Raw genomic sequence first — 17,036 nt, 5'->3', positions numbered from 1 at the left:
CTGCCCCGACCCCCGCCAGCCCAGATCCGCAGGTTGGCACAAGGTGTCGCCAGCAACCGCTTTCCTCGCACCCCCCTCGCATTGACCCCAAGTTTTTCACAGCGCTATACTAAGTTTGAGCTTGGGCGCGACGAGACCGCCAGCGACACCTCACATCTCGCATACGAAGCAACCGTGGCCGGAAGGTCACGCCGTTGCGTCGCCTGCAACTTTCGTGGGATTCCTGCCGTCTCTCTCCCCATCCCGACTACGATCCAACACTTTTACCTGAGAGCAAACCCCTGAGCACCGATCTGGAAACCATGCCGACCTCTGAAACCGCAGAAAATCACGCGGAAAACACCGACCACACGGCCCACGTCGCCGAAGCCAATGGCCCCGTGACGGACGCCGTGGACAACGCCCCCGTGGGCGCAAACCACCTCGTCACGCCAGAGCCGACCGCTGTGGACTCGATCAACGCTGGTCCCGACGACATCGACTATGACGCCGCTGACTTCGCTGCCGCCCTCGAGTCGTTTGACCGCGAGCAGGCCGAAGACAAGGCTGCCGCCGCTTCCGCCATGGAAGAGGACAAGGTCGTCACCGGTACCGTGATCAAGATCACCGACAAGCACGTGGTGGTCGACATCGGTCTGAAGAGCGAAGGCCTGATCCCCAAAGAGCAGGTTGTCGACCACACTGGCGAGCCCAAGCTTGCCGTGGGCGATGCCGTCGAAGTCGTTGTGGAGCGCGAGGAGTCCGAAGGCGGCTATCTCGTCTCCTACGAAAAGGCGCAGCGCCACCGCCTGTGGGACCAGCTTGAGAAGGCTGCCATCGAGAAGACCCCGGTCACCGGCACCGTCCTCTCCCGCGTCAAGGGCGGCCTCACCGTCGACATCGGCGTCAAGGCGTTCCTGCCGGGCTCGCAGGTCGAGATCCGTCCGGTCCGCAACCTCGACACTTACCTTGGCCAGCCGCTCGACGTCCGCGTCATCAAGCTGAACAAGAAGCGCGGCAACGTCGTCGTCTCCCGCAAGGAAATCCTTGAGGAAGAGCAGAACGCCCGCAAGTCCGTCACGCTCGAGACGCTGGAAGAGGGAACCATCCTCACCGGCACCGTCAAGAACCTGACCGACTACGGCGCGTTCGTCGACCTCGGCGGCCTCGACGGCCTGCTCCACATCACCGACATGAGCTGGGGTCGTCTGACCCACCCGCGCGACCTCGTCCAGGTCGGCGATGAGATCCAGGTCAAGGTTCTCAAGTTCGACAAGGATAAGCAGCGCGTTTCGCTCGGCTTCAAACAGCTCACGCCTGACCCGTGGCTCGACGCCATCGAGCGTTACCCCATCGGCGCCCAGGTCAAGGGCCGCGTTCTCTCCGTCACCGATTACGGCGCGTTCGTTGAGCTCGAGCAGGGCATCGAAGGTCTCGTCCACGTCTCGGAGATGACCTGGTCCAAGCGGATGAAGCACCCGTCGAAGATGGTCAAGCCCGGCGACGAGGTCGACACCATCATCCTCGCGGTGAACCCGAACGACCGCCGCATCTCGCTCGGCATGAAGCAGCTCCAGGACAACCCCTGGGAGCAGCTTGAGAACAAGTACCCCATCGGCGCAACCGTTGAGGGTCGCGTTCGCAACCTGACCGACTTCGGCGCCTTCATCGAGATCGAAGACGGCATCGACGGCCTCGTCCACGTCTCGAACCTGAGCTGGACCAAGCGCGTCAAGCACCCGTCGGAAGTCCTGAAGAAGGGCGAAAAGGTTCGCGCTGTCGTTCTCGGCGTCGAGCCGGAGAACCGTCGCCTGTCGCTCGGCGTCAAGCAGCTCGAGCCCGATGTCTGGGACACCTTCTTCGCGCAGCACCGCACCGGCGACGTCGTCAAGGGCAAGGTGCTCCGTACCGCGCAGTTTGGCGCCTTTGTCGAACTCGCCGAGGGTGTTGAGGGTCTCTGCCACGTGTCCGAAGCGGTCGACGAGTTCGGCAAGCAGGTCAACCTCGAGGTTGGCTCTGAGCACGAGTTCAAGATCGTGAAGATGAGCCCCGAAGAGAAGAAGGTCGGTCTCAGCCTTCGTGGTATCGGCGAAGAAGCCAGCCGCGAAGAGGTCGAGAGCTACAAGCAGCCCTCGAGCGACCGCAACTCTTCCTCGAACTCCTCTTCCTCGACCACCCTGGGCGATCTCATTAACTGGAAGCGCTCGGAGCGGTAAGTCGAAGCACTTACTTCCACTTACTCGTAACGCTCGAAAGGCCGCTCTTCGGAGCGGCCGTTCTTCTTGTCTCTATCTTGGGTGCTTGGTCCACTGAGCCATGCTTAGCGTGGCTTGAATTGTAAGTTCGGCCAACCTGAGCTTAGTTGTTTCCGCCTCACCGACCAGCTACGGCGAGCCGGCACGCAGATTGGACTGCTGCTTCCTCAGTAAAGGATCATTTGCTCAGGAGACTTGCAAAACGAGCGTTCCAATTGGCAATCCTCAGGTCAAGCGGAAACGATCTCGTGTGCAATGCGGCTTTGAGTGCAGGCTTGTCGGCCTGCACTGACACACGATCTCTCTCGCACTGTTTGGCATTTCTCTGAAGTCGGATTCCGAGCAACAACGAACTAGGAATGCGCCTGATCCCGCTTTTCCTTTTTGATCGCCTCTTCTTCGACGTACCGGAAATCCCAGGCCCGGCTGAACCGCTCGGTCGCCTCGGCCGTCGCGGAACTCCAACCCGCCGGGATCGGACTCTCCCCGCCGACTTCTTGCAGTCGCGGCAATCTTCCGGTGTCCTGCGCGGCGATCCGCTCAAACACCTCGCGCTCCGATCCACTCAGCGCGTCAGGAGCAATCCCGCCAATCGCAACATATCCCGGGTCATACCCCATCCGCTCCGAAACCAGGTTCCACTGGTGAAACGGTGAGGTCGTCGGCAGCAGCAGGAACTTGCGTTGCGGCTCCGGCACGGCGAAGTACCAGATCCAAATCAACTGGGAGATCAAGCCAGCCGCCGTCATCAGCGTATTACCGGAAGCGTACAGGTACCGCTTCACAAACAGCGGGCCGGTCAGCAGCATGTAAGCGACCATCGCTGCCGCCATTCCAACACTCACCCCAAACGTCCGGCTTCGAAGGCTGAGCCCGAGCGGTCTGATCGTGAAACCCACGAAGATGAGGAGGCACATCACCAACAGGCCGCTCAGCCGCATCAACTCGCTCACGACGCGGATCATCGGCAGATCGCTGCTGGCCGTCGATCCTAAAGCACTGCTCACGATCACGAGGAAGGAGATTCCAAGGACCCATCGATACATCACTTGGCCAAGACTCTGCAGCCCTTTCAATGGCTTCAGCGCCTCCTGGAAGATCGTGTACGTTAGCAGCACGGAACAAGCTGCAGCGCAGGCGAACGATGACCAGTAGCAATAGAAGTAGATGTCGTAGCAGATGACGGCAGGGAAGGGCTTCGAATCGTGCAACCACTGAAACGTAAGGAATGGCAGGATCTGCCACAGCACAATGTACAGAAGCGGCCAGTAGGATTTCAGGGATCGCGAACGGATTAGAAGAGCAAACGTGATAACGCCGAGGAGCAGATCGAGCGACCCGAGTGGCGAGTTCCACTGGACACTGAACACGGGCGAGGCTCCTCCTAGAAGGAGCATACTCAAGCCCGTGTCAGAAAGGAAACTCTAACCTAAATCTCGAGAGGAAGAGCGGAGCTTAGCGGCTGAACATACCGCAAGCGTTCGGGTCTCCCGGGGGGCACGTCGGAACAGGAGCAGAAGCCTGCATTACCTTGCCTTTGGCGGTCGTGTCGCCAGCGTTCACTGAGGGAAGCGAAGCAACAGTGGCGGCGGCGGTGAGGGCGAGGGCGATAGCAACGGTGCGCAGGGTCTTCATGGGTAGTCTCCTTGTTTGCTTGGCGGTTGTGTTATCCGCCTGACAAGAACCACCTTAGTTTGGAGACAGCACTGTGTCGAGCAAGTTATAAGTGTTGCAAACTTGTACAGTGATGGAAGTTACTGATGTAATTAGGCTTGCCAGCCTCACTTACTCTAACTTATCAGTCACCCACCTTCCTAAGTCAATAATCAAACTCTAGCAATCTGTGTATCGCTTTATGACGTCGAACCGTCGTTTATCGACATCACAGCAGCCCTTTACTCCGCCTCGAAATACAGGTATTTCCTCCAGTTCGCATCCGCCGATCCCAGCATACGCATGATGTGCCGCGATGTGTGCAGCGTGAACGGACGGGGCTCTCTCTGCAACTGCATGTCCGTCAGCTCGTGCAGCAACTGGTTTCCCTTGCGCCGGTTGCAGTCGTGGCAGCACGCCACTAGGTTCTCCCAGGTGGACAGCCCACCCTTCGATCGCGGCAGCACGTGATCCAGCGTCATCTCGCTGGCGCTTAGTATCGCCCCACAGTACTGGCACGTATTGCGGTCGCGCAACAGAATATTCTTGCGCGACAGAGCCCGCGTCTGGTGCGGAATCCGCCGGTATTCCAGCAATCGGATCACCGACGGCAGCGCCATCTTCACTCGCGCGGCATGCAACGTCGAGCCCTGTTCCTCTTCAGTGCGGGCAATGCCTTTGAGCACCAGCACCAGCGCCCGCCGAGCTCCACATATATTGATCGGCTCATACGACGCATTCAGTACCAACACAGGCGTCTGCAGCGGCGTCGCTCCCCGCTGCCGTTCCCGCCCCAGCTCATCCCGTGCGCTTCCCGCGTGCAGGGCGTGGCACTTTGCCAGCGACTTCTGCTTGCGCACTTTGCTCGACATCATCGTCCCCTACCTCCTCGGTCCTCTACTCGTAGCCCGCCACCGCGTGGCTCAGCCCTCAGCTAACCCAAGTCCAACGCGCCCCAACGCTCCACTCGTTCCGGCTGCGTTCGAGCCAGCGTCACCACGTAAACATTGGCGGCGCCCGCCTCCCGCAACGTCCGCGTGCACTCCGCTGCGGTAGCACCGGTGGTGTACACGTCGTCCACCACCACGGCGGTCCATCCGATCACGTCGCCACGTACGGCAAACGCGCCGCGAACATTCTTCTTCCGCTGTGCCGGGGTCAGATGGCTCTGGCTTTCCGTCGCGCGCACGCGCCGCAGGACTCGGTGCGCTGCAAGAAACCGCCCCGCCTCGCCGCTCCGCCGTAGCTCCCGCAGTGCCGCGTCGGCCATCTGTTCGCTCTGGTTGTAGCGCCGCCGCGATCCAAACAGCGGCACAGCAACAACATGCAGTACCGGAGCCTCAGTCTCCGCGGCAACGCTCCGCAACACCGTGGCCAGCCGGGCACCCAGTGGAACCGCCAGTTCCTGCGTCCCCTCGAACTTATGCAGCCGGATCAGCGCGCGCAGGTTTCCGCTATAAGGCCCAAACGCGAACGCCCGCGCAAATCCCGGCGCCTCGGCGCTGCAGGCCTCACACCGCAAGTCGGCTGCACGACCAAACCCCGCCCCAGCAATCTCCTCCACGGCACACCGTTCGCCGCACAGATGGCAGCACGGCAGAGTCTCCGGTCGCACGCTCTCCAGGCATCTCTCGCACACGGCTACCCGGGACAGGTCCAGCAAGCCGCCACCGCACACCTGGCACTCTCCAGGTGCCAGCACGCTGGCAAGCGCTCCCGCCGCCCCTCTCCATGCCAGTTGAATCCGTTGTGAAAGGGAAGCCGCGCTTCCAGCCACCGGCGCATCCGGGCGCGCCCGCTCTGCCGCGGCGGGCGGCGTTGTTCGCCATTCGAGTTGCCGGTCAAACGTCTTAGGGAAGACGCACCTCACTCGGCCTTTGTCCGGGTCCGGCGATCGGGCTGCACTGGTTCCGGTGCCTGCAGTCTAATCCCACAGCTTCTTCTTGGGAAGATGTCAGATGTTCCGCATCGCTTTACGGCTACGCGCCTGCCTCTCGACACCGCCCTTACCCTTGCATCATGCTGGTCCCAGTTCTGCTGCCGGAGTCTGCTGCCTCAAAAAAGAGGTCCAGGCGTCCTCCCGGTGCATCCAAAGCCACATCCCATCCCGTTCTATCCAGAGACCCTTCCATGGCAACCACGCCTGCCGCACCGAGCCTTTCCGCCGCCGCACTGCAACTCGCGCAGCACTACCGAACCGTCCGTGCCGCCACCTCCAGCCTCTGCGCCACGCTCTCGGCAGAGGACCAGATGGTCCAGTCCTGCCCGGAGGCGAGCCCGGTCAAGTGGCACCAGGCGCACACCAGTTGGTTCTTTGAAACCTTCGTCCTCTCTCCGTTCGCGCCCGCCTACCGGCCCTTCCACCCCGACTTCCACTGGCTGTTCAACAGTTATTACAAGTCCCTGGGCGAAGAGATCCCCGAAAAGAAGCTGCGCGCCTCCTTCTCGCGCCCGTCGCTCGACCAAATCCTCGCCTACCGCGCCCACGTCGACGCCGCCATCGCCAGCCTGCTCGCTAACCCCGACCTCCCGGCCGCCGACCTCGACAGCGTCCTCCGTCGCATCACGCTCGGCCTCAATCACGAGCAGCAGCACCTTGAACTCGCGCTCACCGACATCAAGCACGCCTTCTTCACCAACCCGCTGCAGCCCGCCTTCCGCGCGCAATCGCCCGATGCCTTCGACGGGCAGGCGCCCGCGCAGCAGTGGATTGACCTCGAAGGCGGTCTCGTCGACATCGGCTACCCGCTCAACTCCGCGGACCCGCTCGACTTCTGCTTCGACAACGAGACGCCGCGGCACCAGGTCTACCTGCAGCCCTACGCCATCGCCAACCGGCTCACTACCTGCGGCGAATACCTCGCCTTCCTCAACGACAACGGCTACAGCCGCCCCGAACTCTGGCTCTCCGAAGGCTGGGACACCGTCGAGCACGAAGCCTGGCAGGCCCCGCTCTACTGGCAGCGGTCGCACGACGACCCGCACGGCTGGCGCGTCTTCACCCTCGGCGGCTGGCGCAACCTCGCGGAGCTGCTCGACACGCCCGTCTGTCACGTCAGCCTCTTCGAAGCCGACGCCTTCGCCCGCTGGCGTGGTTGTCGACTCCCCACCGAAGCCGAATGGGAGCACGCCACCGTCCATCAAGCCAACGAGTTACAGCGGCAGAGCCATCCTGAGCTCAGCGAACCATCCTCGTTCTTCCCCGCTCAGCAGGACACGCCCAACCTCCTCGAATCCAACACCCTCCATCCCACTCCCGCCACGACCGAATCCCTCTCGCAACTCCTCGGCCCCTGCTGGCAGTGGACCGCCACCCCCTACATCGGTTACCCCGGCTACAAACCCCTGCCTGGCGCCCTCGGCGAATACAACGGCAAGTTCATGTCCAGCCAGGTCATTCTCCGCGGCGCCTCCTGCGTCACGCCACAAACCCACGCCCGCGCCACTTATCGCAACTTCTTTTCGCCCGCCACCCGCTGGCAGTTCAGCGGCATCCGCCTCGCCCGAGCTTTCTAATCCGCTGGATCACCCCGGGCAACGGCGCCGTCCGCAAGGTCGAAAGGTGTCATCCGGGCGCAGCGAAGGACCTGCTCTTTGGCCGACGTTACATAGCTCACGCGCCTTATACCCACCTCTGCGCACCAATTCGTAACCAGGAAACACCCTTAATGAGCACCTTCTCCGCCCCTCCAGAGACGCCGGCCACCGCACTCGCACCCGCCAACTCCGCCATCGCCGCCGCCGTTCGCGAAGGCCTCACGGCACCCCGCAAGTCCCTGCCAGCGTGGCTCTTCTACGACGCCGAGGGCTCCCGCCTCTTCGAACAGATCACCCTTCTGCCGGAGTACTACCTCACCCGCACAGAGCGCGCCATTTTCCAGGCCGAGGCCGACCGCATCATCGCTGCCGCCTTCCAGTCCTGGCATCAGGCGACCGGCGACGGCCAGCCCACCCCGGACGGCGCTGGTCGGCTGCGCCTGCTCGAACTCGGCGCCGGCACCGCCACCAAGACGGGCATCCTGCTCGCCGCTGCCGTTCGCGCCCAAGGCGAAACCGAGTACCTGCCCATCGACGTCTCGGAGTCCGCCATCGCCGAGGCCTGCCTCACCCTCACGGAGACCCTGCCCCAGGTCAACCTGCAGCCCCAGGTTGCCAATTACGTCACCGACGACCTCGCCATCGCCCTGCACGACGGCCCCACCCTGGCGCTGTACATCGGCTCGTCCATCGGCAACTTCGGCCACGACGAGGCCGTGGCCATCCTCCGGAACCTCCGCGCCCAGCTCCGTCCCGGCGACACCCTTCTGCTCGGCACCGACCTGGTCAAAGACACGGCAATCCTCGAAGCCGCTTACTGCGACGCCGATCGCGTCACCGAGGCCTTCAACCTCAACATGCTTCGCCGCCTCAATCGCGAACTCGGCGCGGGCTTCGACCTCAGCACCTTCCGTCACGTCGCCCGCTACAACCGCGAAGCTTCGCGCATCGAGATGCACCTCCGGAGCACCCGAACGCAACAGGTCTCTATCCCCAGCCTCAATCTCAGCATCCCCTTCCAGGCCGGCGAGAGCATTCACACGGAGAACAGTTACAAGTTCACTCCGGATAGCATCCGCCACTTACTCCGGGAAGGTGGTTTCGCGGTAACTCACACTTACACCGACCCACAAAACTACTTCGCGGTAACTCTGGCCACCGTAGCCGCGTAGCGCCCCTCAATCCAGGAAACCCACAAACAGAAAGAGGCCGAGATCACTCGGCCTCTTCATCTTCCAGGTGAGCAACGCTAGGGCTGCGCTCCAAGCCAGCGCCGCGCAGAAAACTCCGTCCCAACGCTCGCCATCAGCAACGCCACCGAAATGGCAAATGCACCCAGCACCCATCCGCCTTCAATGCGGCCGTGCTGCATAAAAAAGTCCAGAACGCCGAACACCAGCACCAGAACCGCGGCCTCGGCAAAAAAGGCTGAACAACGCCGCGCCGAAATGCTCAATAGCTCAGGCCAGGCCTTGGTGGCAGGTGCCGCAGCCGTGTGACCTTTCGGCACCAATTGCAAACCGGCCCGCTCGGTAGAACGCTCCTGGATCGAAGTCACTATCTTCTTGTGAAGCATACAAATATCCAATGTCGAGGAAGTACGTTTGGCTCGACTTACTTTTAGTTTCCCGGAACTTACCCTCACCTGTCCAGTGAATCTAGCGTGAATGCGCCCAAAAACAGCAAACATGCATAACTATGCGCGATATGCATGTGTATACATTGGCTTTCTTGCATGTTATGCATCAGCACGCTCAGTGCCTCCCAGCATCACGCAGGGTCAGGCTGACGCCTGACTCCGCACTCTGCCCATGCTCGCGCCCGCTCCTGCCACATCCGGTTGAACCTTGCCGACCCCTTCACGCGTCTATGAACGGACTGCCAATTTCCGACACGGAGACCCCGTTGCGATCTTCTCTGCCACTCCTGCTGCTCCTTTGCACGCTGCCTGCCGCCTCTCAAGCCCTGCCGGACGCACCTTCCGCCGCTGCATCTACCGACCAAGCCAATCCTCTGCCTCTGGTCAACGGCCGCCACTACCGCTCACAGACCGAAGGCGAACGCCTCCACTCCTTCGGCGCAGGCCTCATCTCCCCCGCCGCCATCGGCGGAACCGTCATCAGTGCGATTTACCGCCAGTACAAAGAGCGTCCTGACCTCATCTACTGGGACAACGATGCCGCCGGCTTCGGCAAGCGCTTCGGCGCGGCCTATGGCCAGCGCGTCATCAACCAGGGCACCCGCTACACCTTTGGCGCCCTCCTGCACGAGGACAATCGCTACCTCATCTGCCACGGCTGCACCCTGCGCCAGAAAATCTGGAACGCCGCCCTCGCCGACTTCTCCGCCCGCCACGGTGCCGACGGCCACCGCACCGCCTCGCCCACCGGCATCCTCAGCGGCTTCTCCGGCTCGCTCGTCGCCTACGCCTTCTGGTACCCCAATCAGGATCCCCGCTTCACCATCCAGCGCGGCACCACCAACGCCCTCACCGGCTTCGCCACCCGCCCTGCCTCACACTTCGCCGCCGAAATCCTCGACGGCCATAAGATCCCGTTCCTCCATCGCCGCTTCGGCGACGGCAGCCCCCGCGAGCAGCTTCAGGTCCCCGTCGGCTTCACCGGCCCCCTTCCGCCCAAACACCGCCTGAACCCCGCAGACCCCGACACACCCACGGCCTACGCCCCGGCGGCCCCACCGAAAGGCGAGGGCGTCAGTCCAAAGCAGTGAAAGGGAAATCTCGTGCGCACTGTCGGCATCGCCTTTGCACTTTTCACGTTGTTCTACGGCTCGATGACTGCTCGCGCAGGGGCAATGCCGTCCTGCGTGGGCAGCGCACTCTCCGGTGACGGCCACGTACTCGTCACGCGCGACCTGACCTATGACGATCCGGACCCGTCCCACATTCGCAAGGTACTCAGCTCGACGTATCGAGTTACGACTCCACTGAAGGAATGGAATCAATCACTAAGAGTCAAAGGCCGGACACAGTATTGGCCTGATTCCACGTTGGAGCCGTACTCAACTTGGACGATCAGCTTCAAGCGCCAGGCGGACGGCTATATTCCCGCCTGTGAGCACCTGTTCGTCACAAGTGATGCTCAGTTCCTGGTCCTCATCGGCAACAACTTGCCTGCCTCCGGAGCTGCGGTGCAGATCTATCGGTGTTGCGAGAAAGTTGTTGAGGCACCCGGCAAATACGATGGTCCAAACGCCGGTGTGCTGGTTCGAAACATCCCTCTGCACGAGATCATTCCACCGCCAACGCGGCCCGAGCTCCAGATGGACTTCTCTCCCCAGTGGTACTCCGGAGGCACATGGTCTCTATCCTCCGACAACCGGACTCTCGACTTCAGGCGCGACACCGGCGACCTAGTGCAAATCGACCTGGCGACTGGCAAGGTGCGGACCAAAAAGTTGTAGCCCCTCCGCCGTAGATTCCACACCTCAGCCGCCCTCATCTCCATCTACACTGCACAAATGTGCGGCATCGTCGGATACATCGGTCCTAAGTCAGTCGTCCCCCTCATCGTTGAAGGCCTGCGCCGCCTCGAATATCGCGGCTACGACTCCGCCGGCATCGCCGTCGCCGGCAACCCCGCCGACCCCACCCACCTCGACGTTCGCCGCGCCCCCGGCAAGCTCAGCAATCTCGAGGCCGTCCTACGCGACCGCCCGCTCGAGGGCACCTACGGCATCGGCCACACCCGCTGGGCCACCCACGGCCGCCCCACTGAGGAGAACGCCCATCCGCACCGCGACGGCTCCGGCACCCTAGTCGTCGTGCACAACGGCATCGTCGAAAACTACCTCGCGCTCAAGCAGCAGCTCATCGCCCGCGGCCACCACTTCCTCTCCGAAACCGACACCGAAATCATCGCCCACCTCATCGAAGACGAGCTGAACCAGGCAGCAGGGAAGCACCAGGGCAGCCCCGTCGCCGCCAACGAATCCGAAGCCATCGTCTCCACCGCGGCCGACAGCCTCCCCCTCGAAGAAGCCGTCCGCCGCGCCGTCAAGCGCCTCACCGGCGCCTTCGCCATCGGCGTCCTCTCCGCGCACGAGCCCAACAAGCTCGTCGCCGCCCGCTCCGGCCCGCCCGCCGTCATCGGAATCGGCGACGGCGAATACTTCGTCGCCTCCGACGTCCCCGGCATCCTCCACCACACCCGCGACATCGTCTTCCTCCACGACGGCGACTGCGCCATCCTTACCCCACAGGGCGCCCGCTTCACCGACTTCGAAGGCAACGAACTCTCCCGCCCGCCCCAGCGCATCACCTGGGACCCGATCCAGGCCGAAAAAGCCGGCTACAAGCACTTCATGCTCAAGGAGATCAACGAGCAGCCACGCGCCGTCCGCGACACCACCCTCGGCCGCGTCTCGCTCGACTCCGGCGACGTCTTCCTCCCCGACCTCAAGCTCTCAACCGAAGACCTCCGCAACGCCGCGACCATGACCATCGCCGCCTGCGGCACCTCCTGGCACGCCGGCCTCGCCGGCAAGTTCATGATCGAGCGGCTCGCCCGCCTCCCCGTCGACGTCGACTACGCCTCCGAGTACCGCTACCGCGACCCCATCCCCGGCTCCCTCGGCCTGCTCATCACCCAGTCCGGCGAAACCGCAGACACCATCGCCGCCCAGTCCGAGATGATCTCCAAGGGCACACCCACCCTCGCCATCTGCAACGTCGTCGGCTCCGCCATCACCCGCAAGGCACAGGGCGTCATCACCACCAACGCCGGGCCAGAGATCGGTGTCGCCTCCACCAAGGCCTTCACCGCCCAGCTCACCGCGCTCTTCACCCTGGCGCTCTACCTCGGCCAGCAGCGCGGCACCGTCACGCCCGACCAGTCCCGCCACTACGTCGACGAACTCGCCAAAATCCCCGCCAAGCTCGAAGAGATCCTCCGCGTCCTCGACGACCGCTGCCACGACCTCGCCAGGCAGTTCTCCCCGGCCAGCGACTTCCTCTTCCTCGGCCGCGGCATCCACTACCCCATCGCCCTCGAAGGCGCCCTCAAACTCAAAGAGATCAGCTACATCCACGCCGAGGGCTACCCCGCCGGCGAAATGAAGCACGGCCCCAACGCCCTCATCGACGAGCACCTCCCCGTCGTCTGCATCGCCACCAAGGACCCGGCAGACCCAACCTCCGTCCTCAAGTACGAAAAGACTCTCTCCAACATCCAGGAAGTCACCGCCCGCTCCGGCCGCGTCATCGCCATCGCCACCGAAGGCGACCACGAAATCGAGGGCCTCGTCGAACACACCCTCCATATCCCCGCCGCCCCCGACCTCCTCCTCCCCATCCTCGAAGTCGTCCCCCTCCAACTCCTCGCCTACCACATCGCCGTCCGCCGAGGCTGCGACGTAGACCAACCTCGCAACCTCGCGAAGAGCGTCACCGTCGAGTAGCACGTGTTAGGGTGCGGGAATGGCACGCAAGAAGGCTTCCTACAGTGGTCAAGTCGTGAATCAGCGGACAGGTGCCAACCAGCAAGGTCCAGCTTGGCTTGACGTCTGGGGCAAGCGTATTGGATTCGTAGTACTAATCCTCGGAATTCCCGCCGCGCTGTTCGGAGGAGTTAGGTACTACGTTGCTGGGGACCTTGCGACAATGCGCAGCGATATAGCCAATATCAAAGAAGAAGAAGTCAAGCAGCGCGGAGACATAGAAAATGTCAGGCGGACCATCCAAGAGGAGCTCGTCAAACTCTTGGACCGTGCGTATGCAAAGGCTGACGCGCGACCTACAGCAGTCACCATTCAGGAAACACAGACGCTCTTCCGTCTAGCGGCAAAAACACGCACCTCAATGCCCAGGGCCGTCGTTAATACAGTCAGCCTCTCTTTGGCTCGAAGCGACGAACGCACCAAGCAAGATGCCGCGTATTGGCAAACTGTTTCATTAGTCACCACCGCCAAGTTTTCCGAAACTCGTGATGGTCTTCCGCCTTGCTCCAGCAAGCAGGTAGCGAAGGTGCCCCTCTCTCCTATACCGATGCCGTTGGGCGTTAGAGACGGTCACCTTACATTGGGCATGGGAAGCATGTTGACGCGTGTCAGGCTTGTTTATCGTGATTGCCAAGCGAATCTGGGAGATGTCGCCTTTGCTAAAGCGGATGCGCAAGGTTTCAGTCTGTACGAGCTGAGTTTCATTCGAAGTGAGATCATCTATCAAGGCGGGAATATTGCATCCGGAGCTAGCTTTCTCGATTGTTCATTCTCTATAGCGTTAGAGAGCGCGCCACCATCACGCGGTCTTCAGCTAATTAGCTCGCTTTTGAGCGAAACCGCCCCCGCTCAAATAACAATCATCTGAATCTTCGCACGAGGTCTTGCGCGAGTGGCGCGCTCTTTAGCGTGTGTGCGGAACTCAATCTGTCCTTCGCCAGATTGACTGCTTTGCGTATTCCCTTAGAGCCGATCAGGGCACAAAGGCTGATTGTGAGTGCGAGCACAGTGACCGCGTATGTTCGTCTCTGAAGCGATAGCATTATTTGAAGATTGCGGTTGGCAGCTTCGGTTTCATTCCGTTTTAGTAGCAAATCTGCGTAATCACGGCTCTCCAAAAGCAAGGAGTCGGCAATAAGTTCTAGCCTTTTGCCCAGGGCTTCGGATCGGTGATTCGGTTCTGACGAGCAGAACAGATTAATGTCAAATAACCAAGTCCTTGATCGAATTTGCTTCTTCTCAAGCGCCAATCGCTGAAGATCATACGCGGATGTGAGGGCATCCCGATGGAGAGCCAGGGTCTTCGCAAGATGCTTTGCGTTTTGCCGCTTGCGATATAGGGAATAGATCGGGCTGCGTATACTCTCGAGCCGGCGCCTTAAGCTCAGAACGACTTCTAAAATTGCATAACTAGCGGAGAGCGAAGCCCCGCAATGTTGATCGATTGAGTAGAGATCGTCCTCGTTTGCCTCGATGCTGTATTTCGTAAGTCTTGCATCTGAGGTGTGAGTCCTCGGGATGACCTCCCAATTCTTATACACATACCGGTCCCAATGGCCGCTGTCCGGGAAGACTATGCGTGGCCAAAGCCGAACCTGCTTCGCAGAGTCTGTCGCTCCAAATTCCCGCGCCTCTTGCTTAACCCATAACTGCTCGATTACGGGCAGAGTATCTCTGCCGGATTTCCAGAAGAATCCAGTGAAATGGTGACCAACGAAGATCGAAACCTTGCGCTTTATTGAGCTGAGTTCCTGTCGAACAAGATCCTTTGCTGCGTTTTCAGACGACGTTCCACCATGGGCCCAGGCAAATCTTCCGAAAGGGAACCAAGTGGCAAGAGTCACCCAACCGAGCGGAGGCCTTCTTAGAATATTGTTCAAAGCCTCTGATGCCGCTGGCTTAAGTCTTGCGCGAAAAACGAGTACCCACGCAGAAGGGATCAGCTTATACAGCTCGATGTCGACTCGTTCTACTTCGTTGGGCATATCACTAACTATTGCGCTTTGAAGGGGAAAAAATTTATTTTCGCCAAGTAGACTGCCGACAAATGACCAACGACCAGCGTTCATCGAGTCCGATTCTTCTAGCGGATCATGACTAGACGCCAACTTGTAAGGATCTAGCGGGAACAGCCGGCGCATCTGCTTTTGAAGGTCTGCGAAGTGCTCAACAAAGAACACTTCAGTGAGAAAGAGATCCGTGAGCTCAAGCTGCGGAGCATCCTCGTCTGACAATGCTCTTGTGAGGTCTTGCTGGTCGGAGATCTGTGACGTTCTGATGCTTTGGAGATGTGATATCCACCCTCCTTGGAACGCTGGTAGGTTGGAGATGCTGCTTAGGAGTAACTCGCTGAACTTGCGTCGGAGTTGGAGTCTCTGTGAGGGCTTCATGTCTTCTTAGGTTTTATGAGTCGGCCTACTGACGCGGAAAAGCTCACAATCAACCTATCAGAAGGTCCGCTTAAGGAGCTTACGCGCTACATCCGCTTGTGCACAGCGGATGATCGGTAGACCCTACCTCCGCCTAATCGCACAGGTGTTTCATACAGCGCGTTCTTTGCGAGGTGGGTCTCGCGCGAACATCGCGATCGCCGCAACCAACGATTAAGCTCCGGCCGCTCAAGGGGGAAAGAGTTTAGCTGATCCCTCGTGGGAGGCATCTGCACTAGACTGGTGCGCATGCAAGCCTCTGTCCGCCTTCTGCTCGCCACCCTGGTGATAGCGCTTCCTGTCTCGGCGCAAATGCCCACCAGTGACTACCCCGGCAGCGTGGACTGGCCCGTGGCGCCGCGGCCCGCGAACAGCATCATCGTCGCCGCCTCCCACACCGACTCCGACGAGTTCAAGGTGCCGCTCGGCCCCTACAACTCCAACGTGCAGGACCACTTCCAGAAGACCGTCACCGCAACCGGCGCCGTGGACAAGGTGGCCTTCTCCGGCCCACCCTCCACCTCCACCTTCGCCGCCTTCAACCGCACGCGCGACCAGCTCGTCGCCGCCCACTACACGGCGGTTTACACCTGCATCGGCAAAGGCTGCGGCGGCTACCAGTTCGTCATGGAGCTGGCCCAGCCGCTCATCGACGCCACCGCCTCGCCCTACAGCAATCTCACCATCGACACCATGGCCGCCGTCACCGAAGACGTTCGCTACGGCGTCTTCCAGCGCGGCAACGAGTACCTGATGGTCGTCGCCGCCCTCGCCCCGGGCAAATACTCCGGCCTGCTCCTGATAGACGTAGGCGGCCACATGCCCGCTGCAAGACCGCCAGCCCCCGCACAATAGCAATGCTGTCAAGCCCCTCTCAGACCTAAGCTAAGCCACAGCAACAACTTATAGTTGGCATGGATATCGCTTCCAATCTCTACAATAGAGATAGAGGAAACCAACAGAAGTTAAGAACAGCTAATTCGCGAGAGAAGAATAACTTACGCCTAAGTTCCCGGGAAAGAGGAACTTACAGGGCATCCTAAAGCCAACCCACCTCGAATGAAGAACTTGCAAAACTCACGGGAGGGGGTAGCCAAAGCGCTGGCAGCAGATCTGGGACCTGATACTATTCCGCCACACCCAGGAGAAGCTCCATGTACGTCGCGCTTCGCTCGTCCTTGCTGTTCCTCGCCGCACTTCTTCCCATCGCCGCTCCAGCCGCCGCCACCGCGCAGCAGGACGCGAACCGAGCGGCCATCCTAACCATCATCCAGAACCTTGCCGACGCCTGGAATCGCGGCGACGCCCACGCCTTCGCCTCGACCTTCGCCGAAGACGGCAGCTTCACCAACATCATCGGCATGCAAACCTACGGCCGCGCACCCTTCGAAGCGCAACACCAGCGCATCTTCGCCACAATCTACAAAGGCAGCCACAACGAGTTCACACTCGGCCACCTGAAGTTCGTCCGGCCCGACGTCGCCATCGCCGACGTCGACGGCGTCCTCTCCAAGATGAGTTCCACGCCGCCCGGCACGCCACTCTTTCCCGACGGCTCAGTCCACGTAAAGCTCCAGCTCGTCCTGTCCAGGAACAACAGCACGTGGCAGATCGACAGCTTCCACAACGTCACCGTCAACCCCGCCGCGGCCGGCGGCCCACCCGCAGCCAATTAAGTGCCGCACCACGGCCTCGCAGCACTCAACCTTTGCGCATGGCTCAGATC

Annotated in this window: 15 protein-coding genes; 9 read left to right on the top strand and 6 right to left on the bottom strand. The window is 61.1% G+C overall.

Translation table 11 applies throughout. From position 1 onward, the window contains the following. Positions 1–302 precede the first annotated feature (302 nt). A complete protein-coding gene (locus OHL12_RS08785; protein WP_263413450.1) occupies positions 303–2,195 on the top strand; it encodes a 30S ribosomal protein S1 in 1,893 nt (630 codons plus the stop codon). Between the two features lie 392 nt (positions 2,196–2,587). On the opposite strand, the gene OHL12_RS08780 is transcribed toward OHL12_RS08785, so the two are convergent. The 4 genes from OHL12_RS08780 to OHL12_RS08765 form a co-directional block, all read right to left on the bottom strand. After that, the gene (locus tag OHL12_RS08780; RefSeq protein WP_263413449.1) at positions 2,588–3,604 is read right to left on the bottom strand and encodes a hypothetical protein; all 1,017 of its coding nucleotides are present in this window, start codon (positions 3,602–3,604) and stop codon (positions 2,588–2,590) included. An 85-nt stretch (positions 3,605–3,689) separates the two neighbouring features. Continuing rightward, positions 3,690–3,869: a hypothetical protein gene (locus tag OHL12_RS08775; protein ID WP_263413448.1), complete on the bottom strand. Its 180-nt coding sequence runs from the start codon at positions 3,867–3,869 to the stop codon at positions 3,690–3,692. Between the two features lie 260 nt (positions 3,870–4,129). Then, positions 4,130–4,762 carry an HNH endonuclease gene (locus OHL12_RS08770; RefSeq protein ID WP_263413447.1) on the bottom strand — a complete coding sequence of 211 codons (633 nt, stop codon included), beginning with the start codon at positions 4,760–4,762 and terminating at the stop codon, positions 4,130–4,132. A 59-nt stretch (positions 4,763–4,821) separates the two neighbouring features. After that, positions 4,822–5,589, bottom strand: a complete 768-nt coding sequence (locus OHL12_RS08765) for a ComF family protein (protein WP_263413446.1) — start codon at positions 5,587–5,589, stop codon at positions 4,822–4,824. A 428-nt stretch (positions 5,590–6,017) separates the two neighbouring features. Here OHL12_RS08765 and egtB point away from each other — a divergent pair, with 428 nt between their 5' ends. Together egtB and egtD are read left to right on the top strand one after the other, a co-directional pair. After that, complete coding sequence (gene egtB, locus OHL12_RS08760; protein ID WP_263413445.1) at positions 6,018–7,403, top strand: ergothioneine biosynthesis protein EgtB; 1,386 nt, start codon at positions 6,018–6,020, stop codon at positions 7,401–7,403. A 152-nt stretch (positions 7,404–7,555) separates the two neighbouring features. After that, entirely contained in the window at positions 7,556–8,596 is a 1,041-nt protein-coding gene (gene egtD / locus OHL12_RS08755; RefSeq protein WP_263413444.1) for an L-histidine N(alpha)-methyltransferase, read from the top strand. 77 nt (positions 8,597–8,673) lie between these two features. On the opposite strand, the gene OHL12_RS08750 is transcribed toward egtD, so the two are convergent. Continuing rightward, the gene (locus tag OHL12_RS08750; RefSeq protein ID WP_263413443.1) at positions 8,674–9,000 is read right to left on the bottom strand and encodes a hypothetical protein; all 327 of its coding nucleotides are present in this window, start codon (positions 8,998–9,000) and stop codon (positions 8,674–8,676) included. A gap of 329 nt (positions 9,001–9,329) precedes the next feature. Here OHL12_RS08750 and OHL12_RS08745 point away from each other — a divergent pair, with 329 nt between their 5' ends. The 4 genes from OHL12_RS08745 to OHL12_RS08730 are packed head-to-tail and all read left to right on the top strand — an operon-like array spanning position 9,330 to position 13,749. Beyond that, positions 9,330–10,154 (top strand): hypothetical protein, encoded by an 825-nt coding sequence (locus OHL12_RS08745; protein WP_263413442.1) that lies wholly within the window; start codon positions 9,330–9,332, stop codon positions 10,152–10,154. Between the two features lie 12 nt (positions 10,155–10,166). Further along, entirely contained in the window at positions 10,167–10,847 is a 681-nt protein-coding gene (locus OHL12_RS08740) for a hypothetical protein (RefSeq protein WP_263413441.1), read from the top strand. 57 nt (positions 10,848–10,904) lie between these two features. Continuing rightward, positions 10,905–12,842, top strand: coding sequence for a glutamine--fructose-6-phosphate transaminase (isomerizing) (glmS, locus tag OHL12_RS08735; protein ID WP_263413440.1), 1,938 nt, complete (start codon positions 10,905–10,907; stop codon positions 12,840–12,842). Positions 12,843–12,861: 19 nt separating this feature from the next. Then, the gene (locus OHL12_RS08730) at positions 12,862–13,749 is read left to right on the top strand and encodes a hypothetical protein (protein WP_263413439.1); all 888 of its coding nucleotides are present in this window, start codon (positions 12,862–12,864) and stop codon (positions 13,747–13,749) included. Here OHL12_RS08730 and OHL12_RS08725 read toward each other — a convergent pair. Beyond that, positions 13,742–15,115, bottom strand: coding sequence for a hypothetical protein (locus OHL12_RS08725; RefSeq protein WP_263413438.1), 1,374 nt, complete (start codon positions 15,113–15,115; stop codon positions 13,742–13,744). The two genes, OHL12_RS08730 and OHL12_RS08725, sit on opposite strands and share 8 nt — an antisense overlap. A gap of 444 nt (positions 15,116–15,559) precedes the next feature. On the opposite strand from OHL12_RS08725, the gene OHL12_RS08720 reads away from it, so the two are divergent. After that, positions 15,560–16,165, top strand: coding sequence for a DUF4892 domain-containing protein (locus OHL12_RS08720; RefSeq protein ID WP_263413437.1), 606 nt, complete (start codon positions 15,560–15,562; stop codon positions 16,163–16,165). Between the two features lie 299 nt (positions 16,166–16,464). Beyond that, entirely contained in the window at positions 16,465–16,986 is a 522-nt protein-coding gene (locus OHL12_RS08715; protein ID WP_263413436.1) for an SgcJ/EcaC family oxidoreductase, read from the top strand. Positions 16,987–17,036: the final 50 nt, after the last annotated feature.

The organism is Terriglobus aquaticus (genome assembly GCF_025685415.1).
GTDB lineage: Bacteria > Acidobacteriota > Terriglobia > Terriglobales > Acidobacteriaceae > Terriglobus > Terriglobus aquaticus.
The sequence above is the reverse complement of the archived record's forward strand: the minus strand, read 5'-3'. Positions and strand labels throughout refer to the sequence as shown.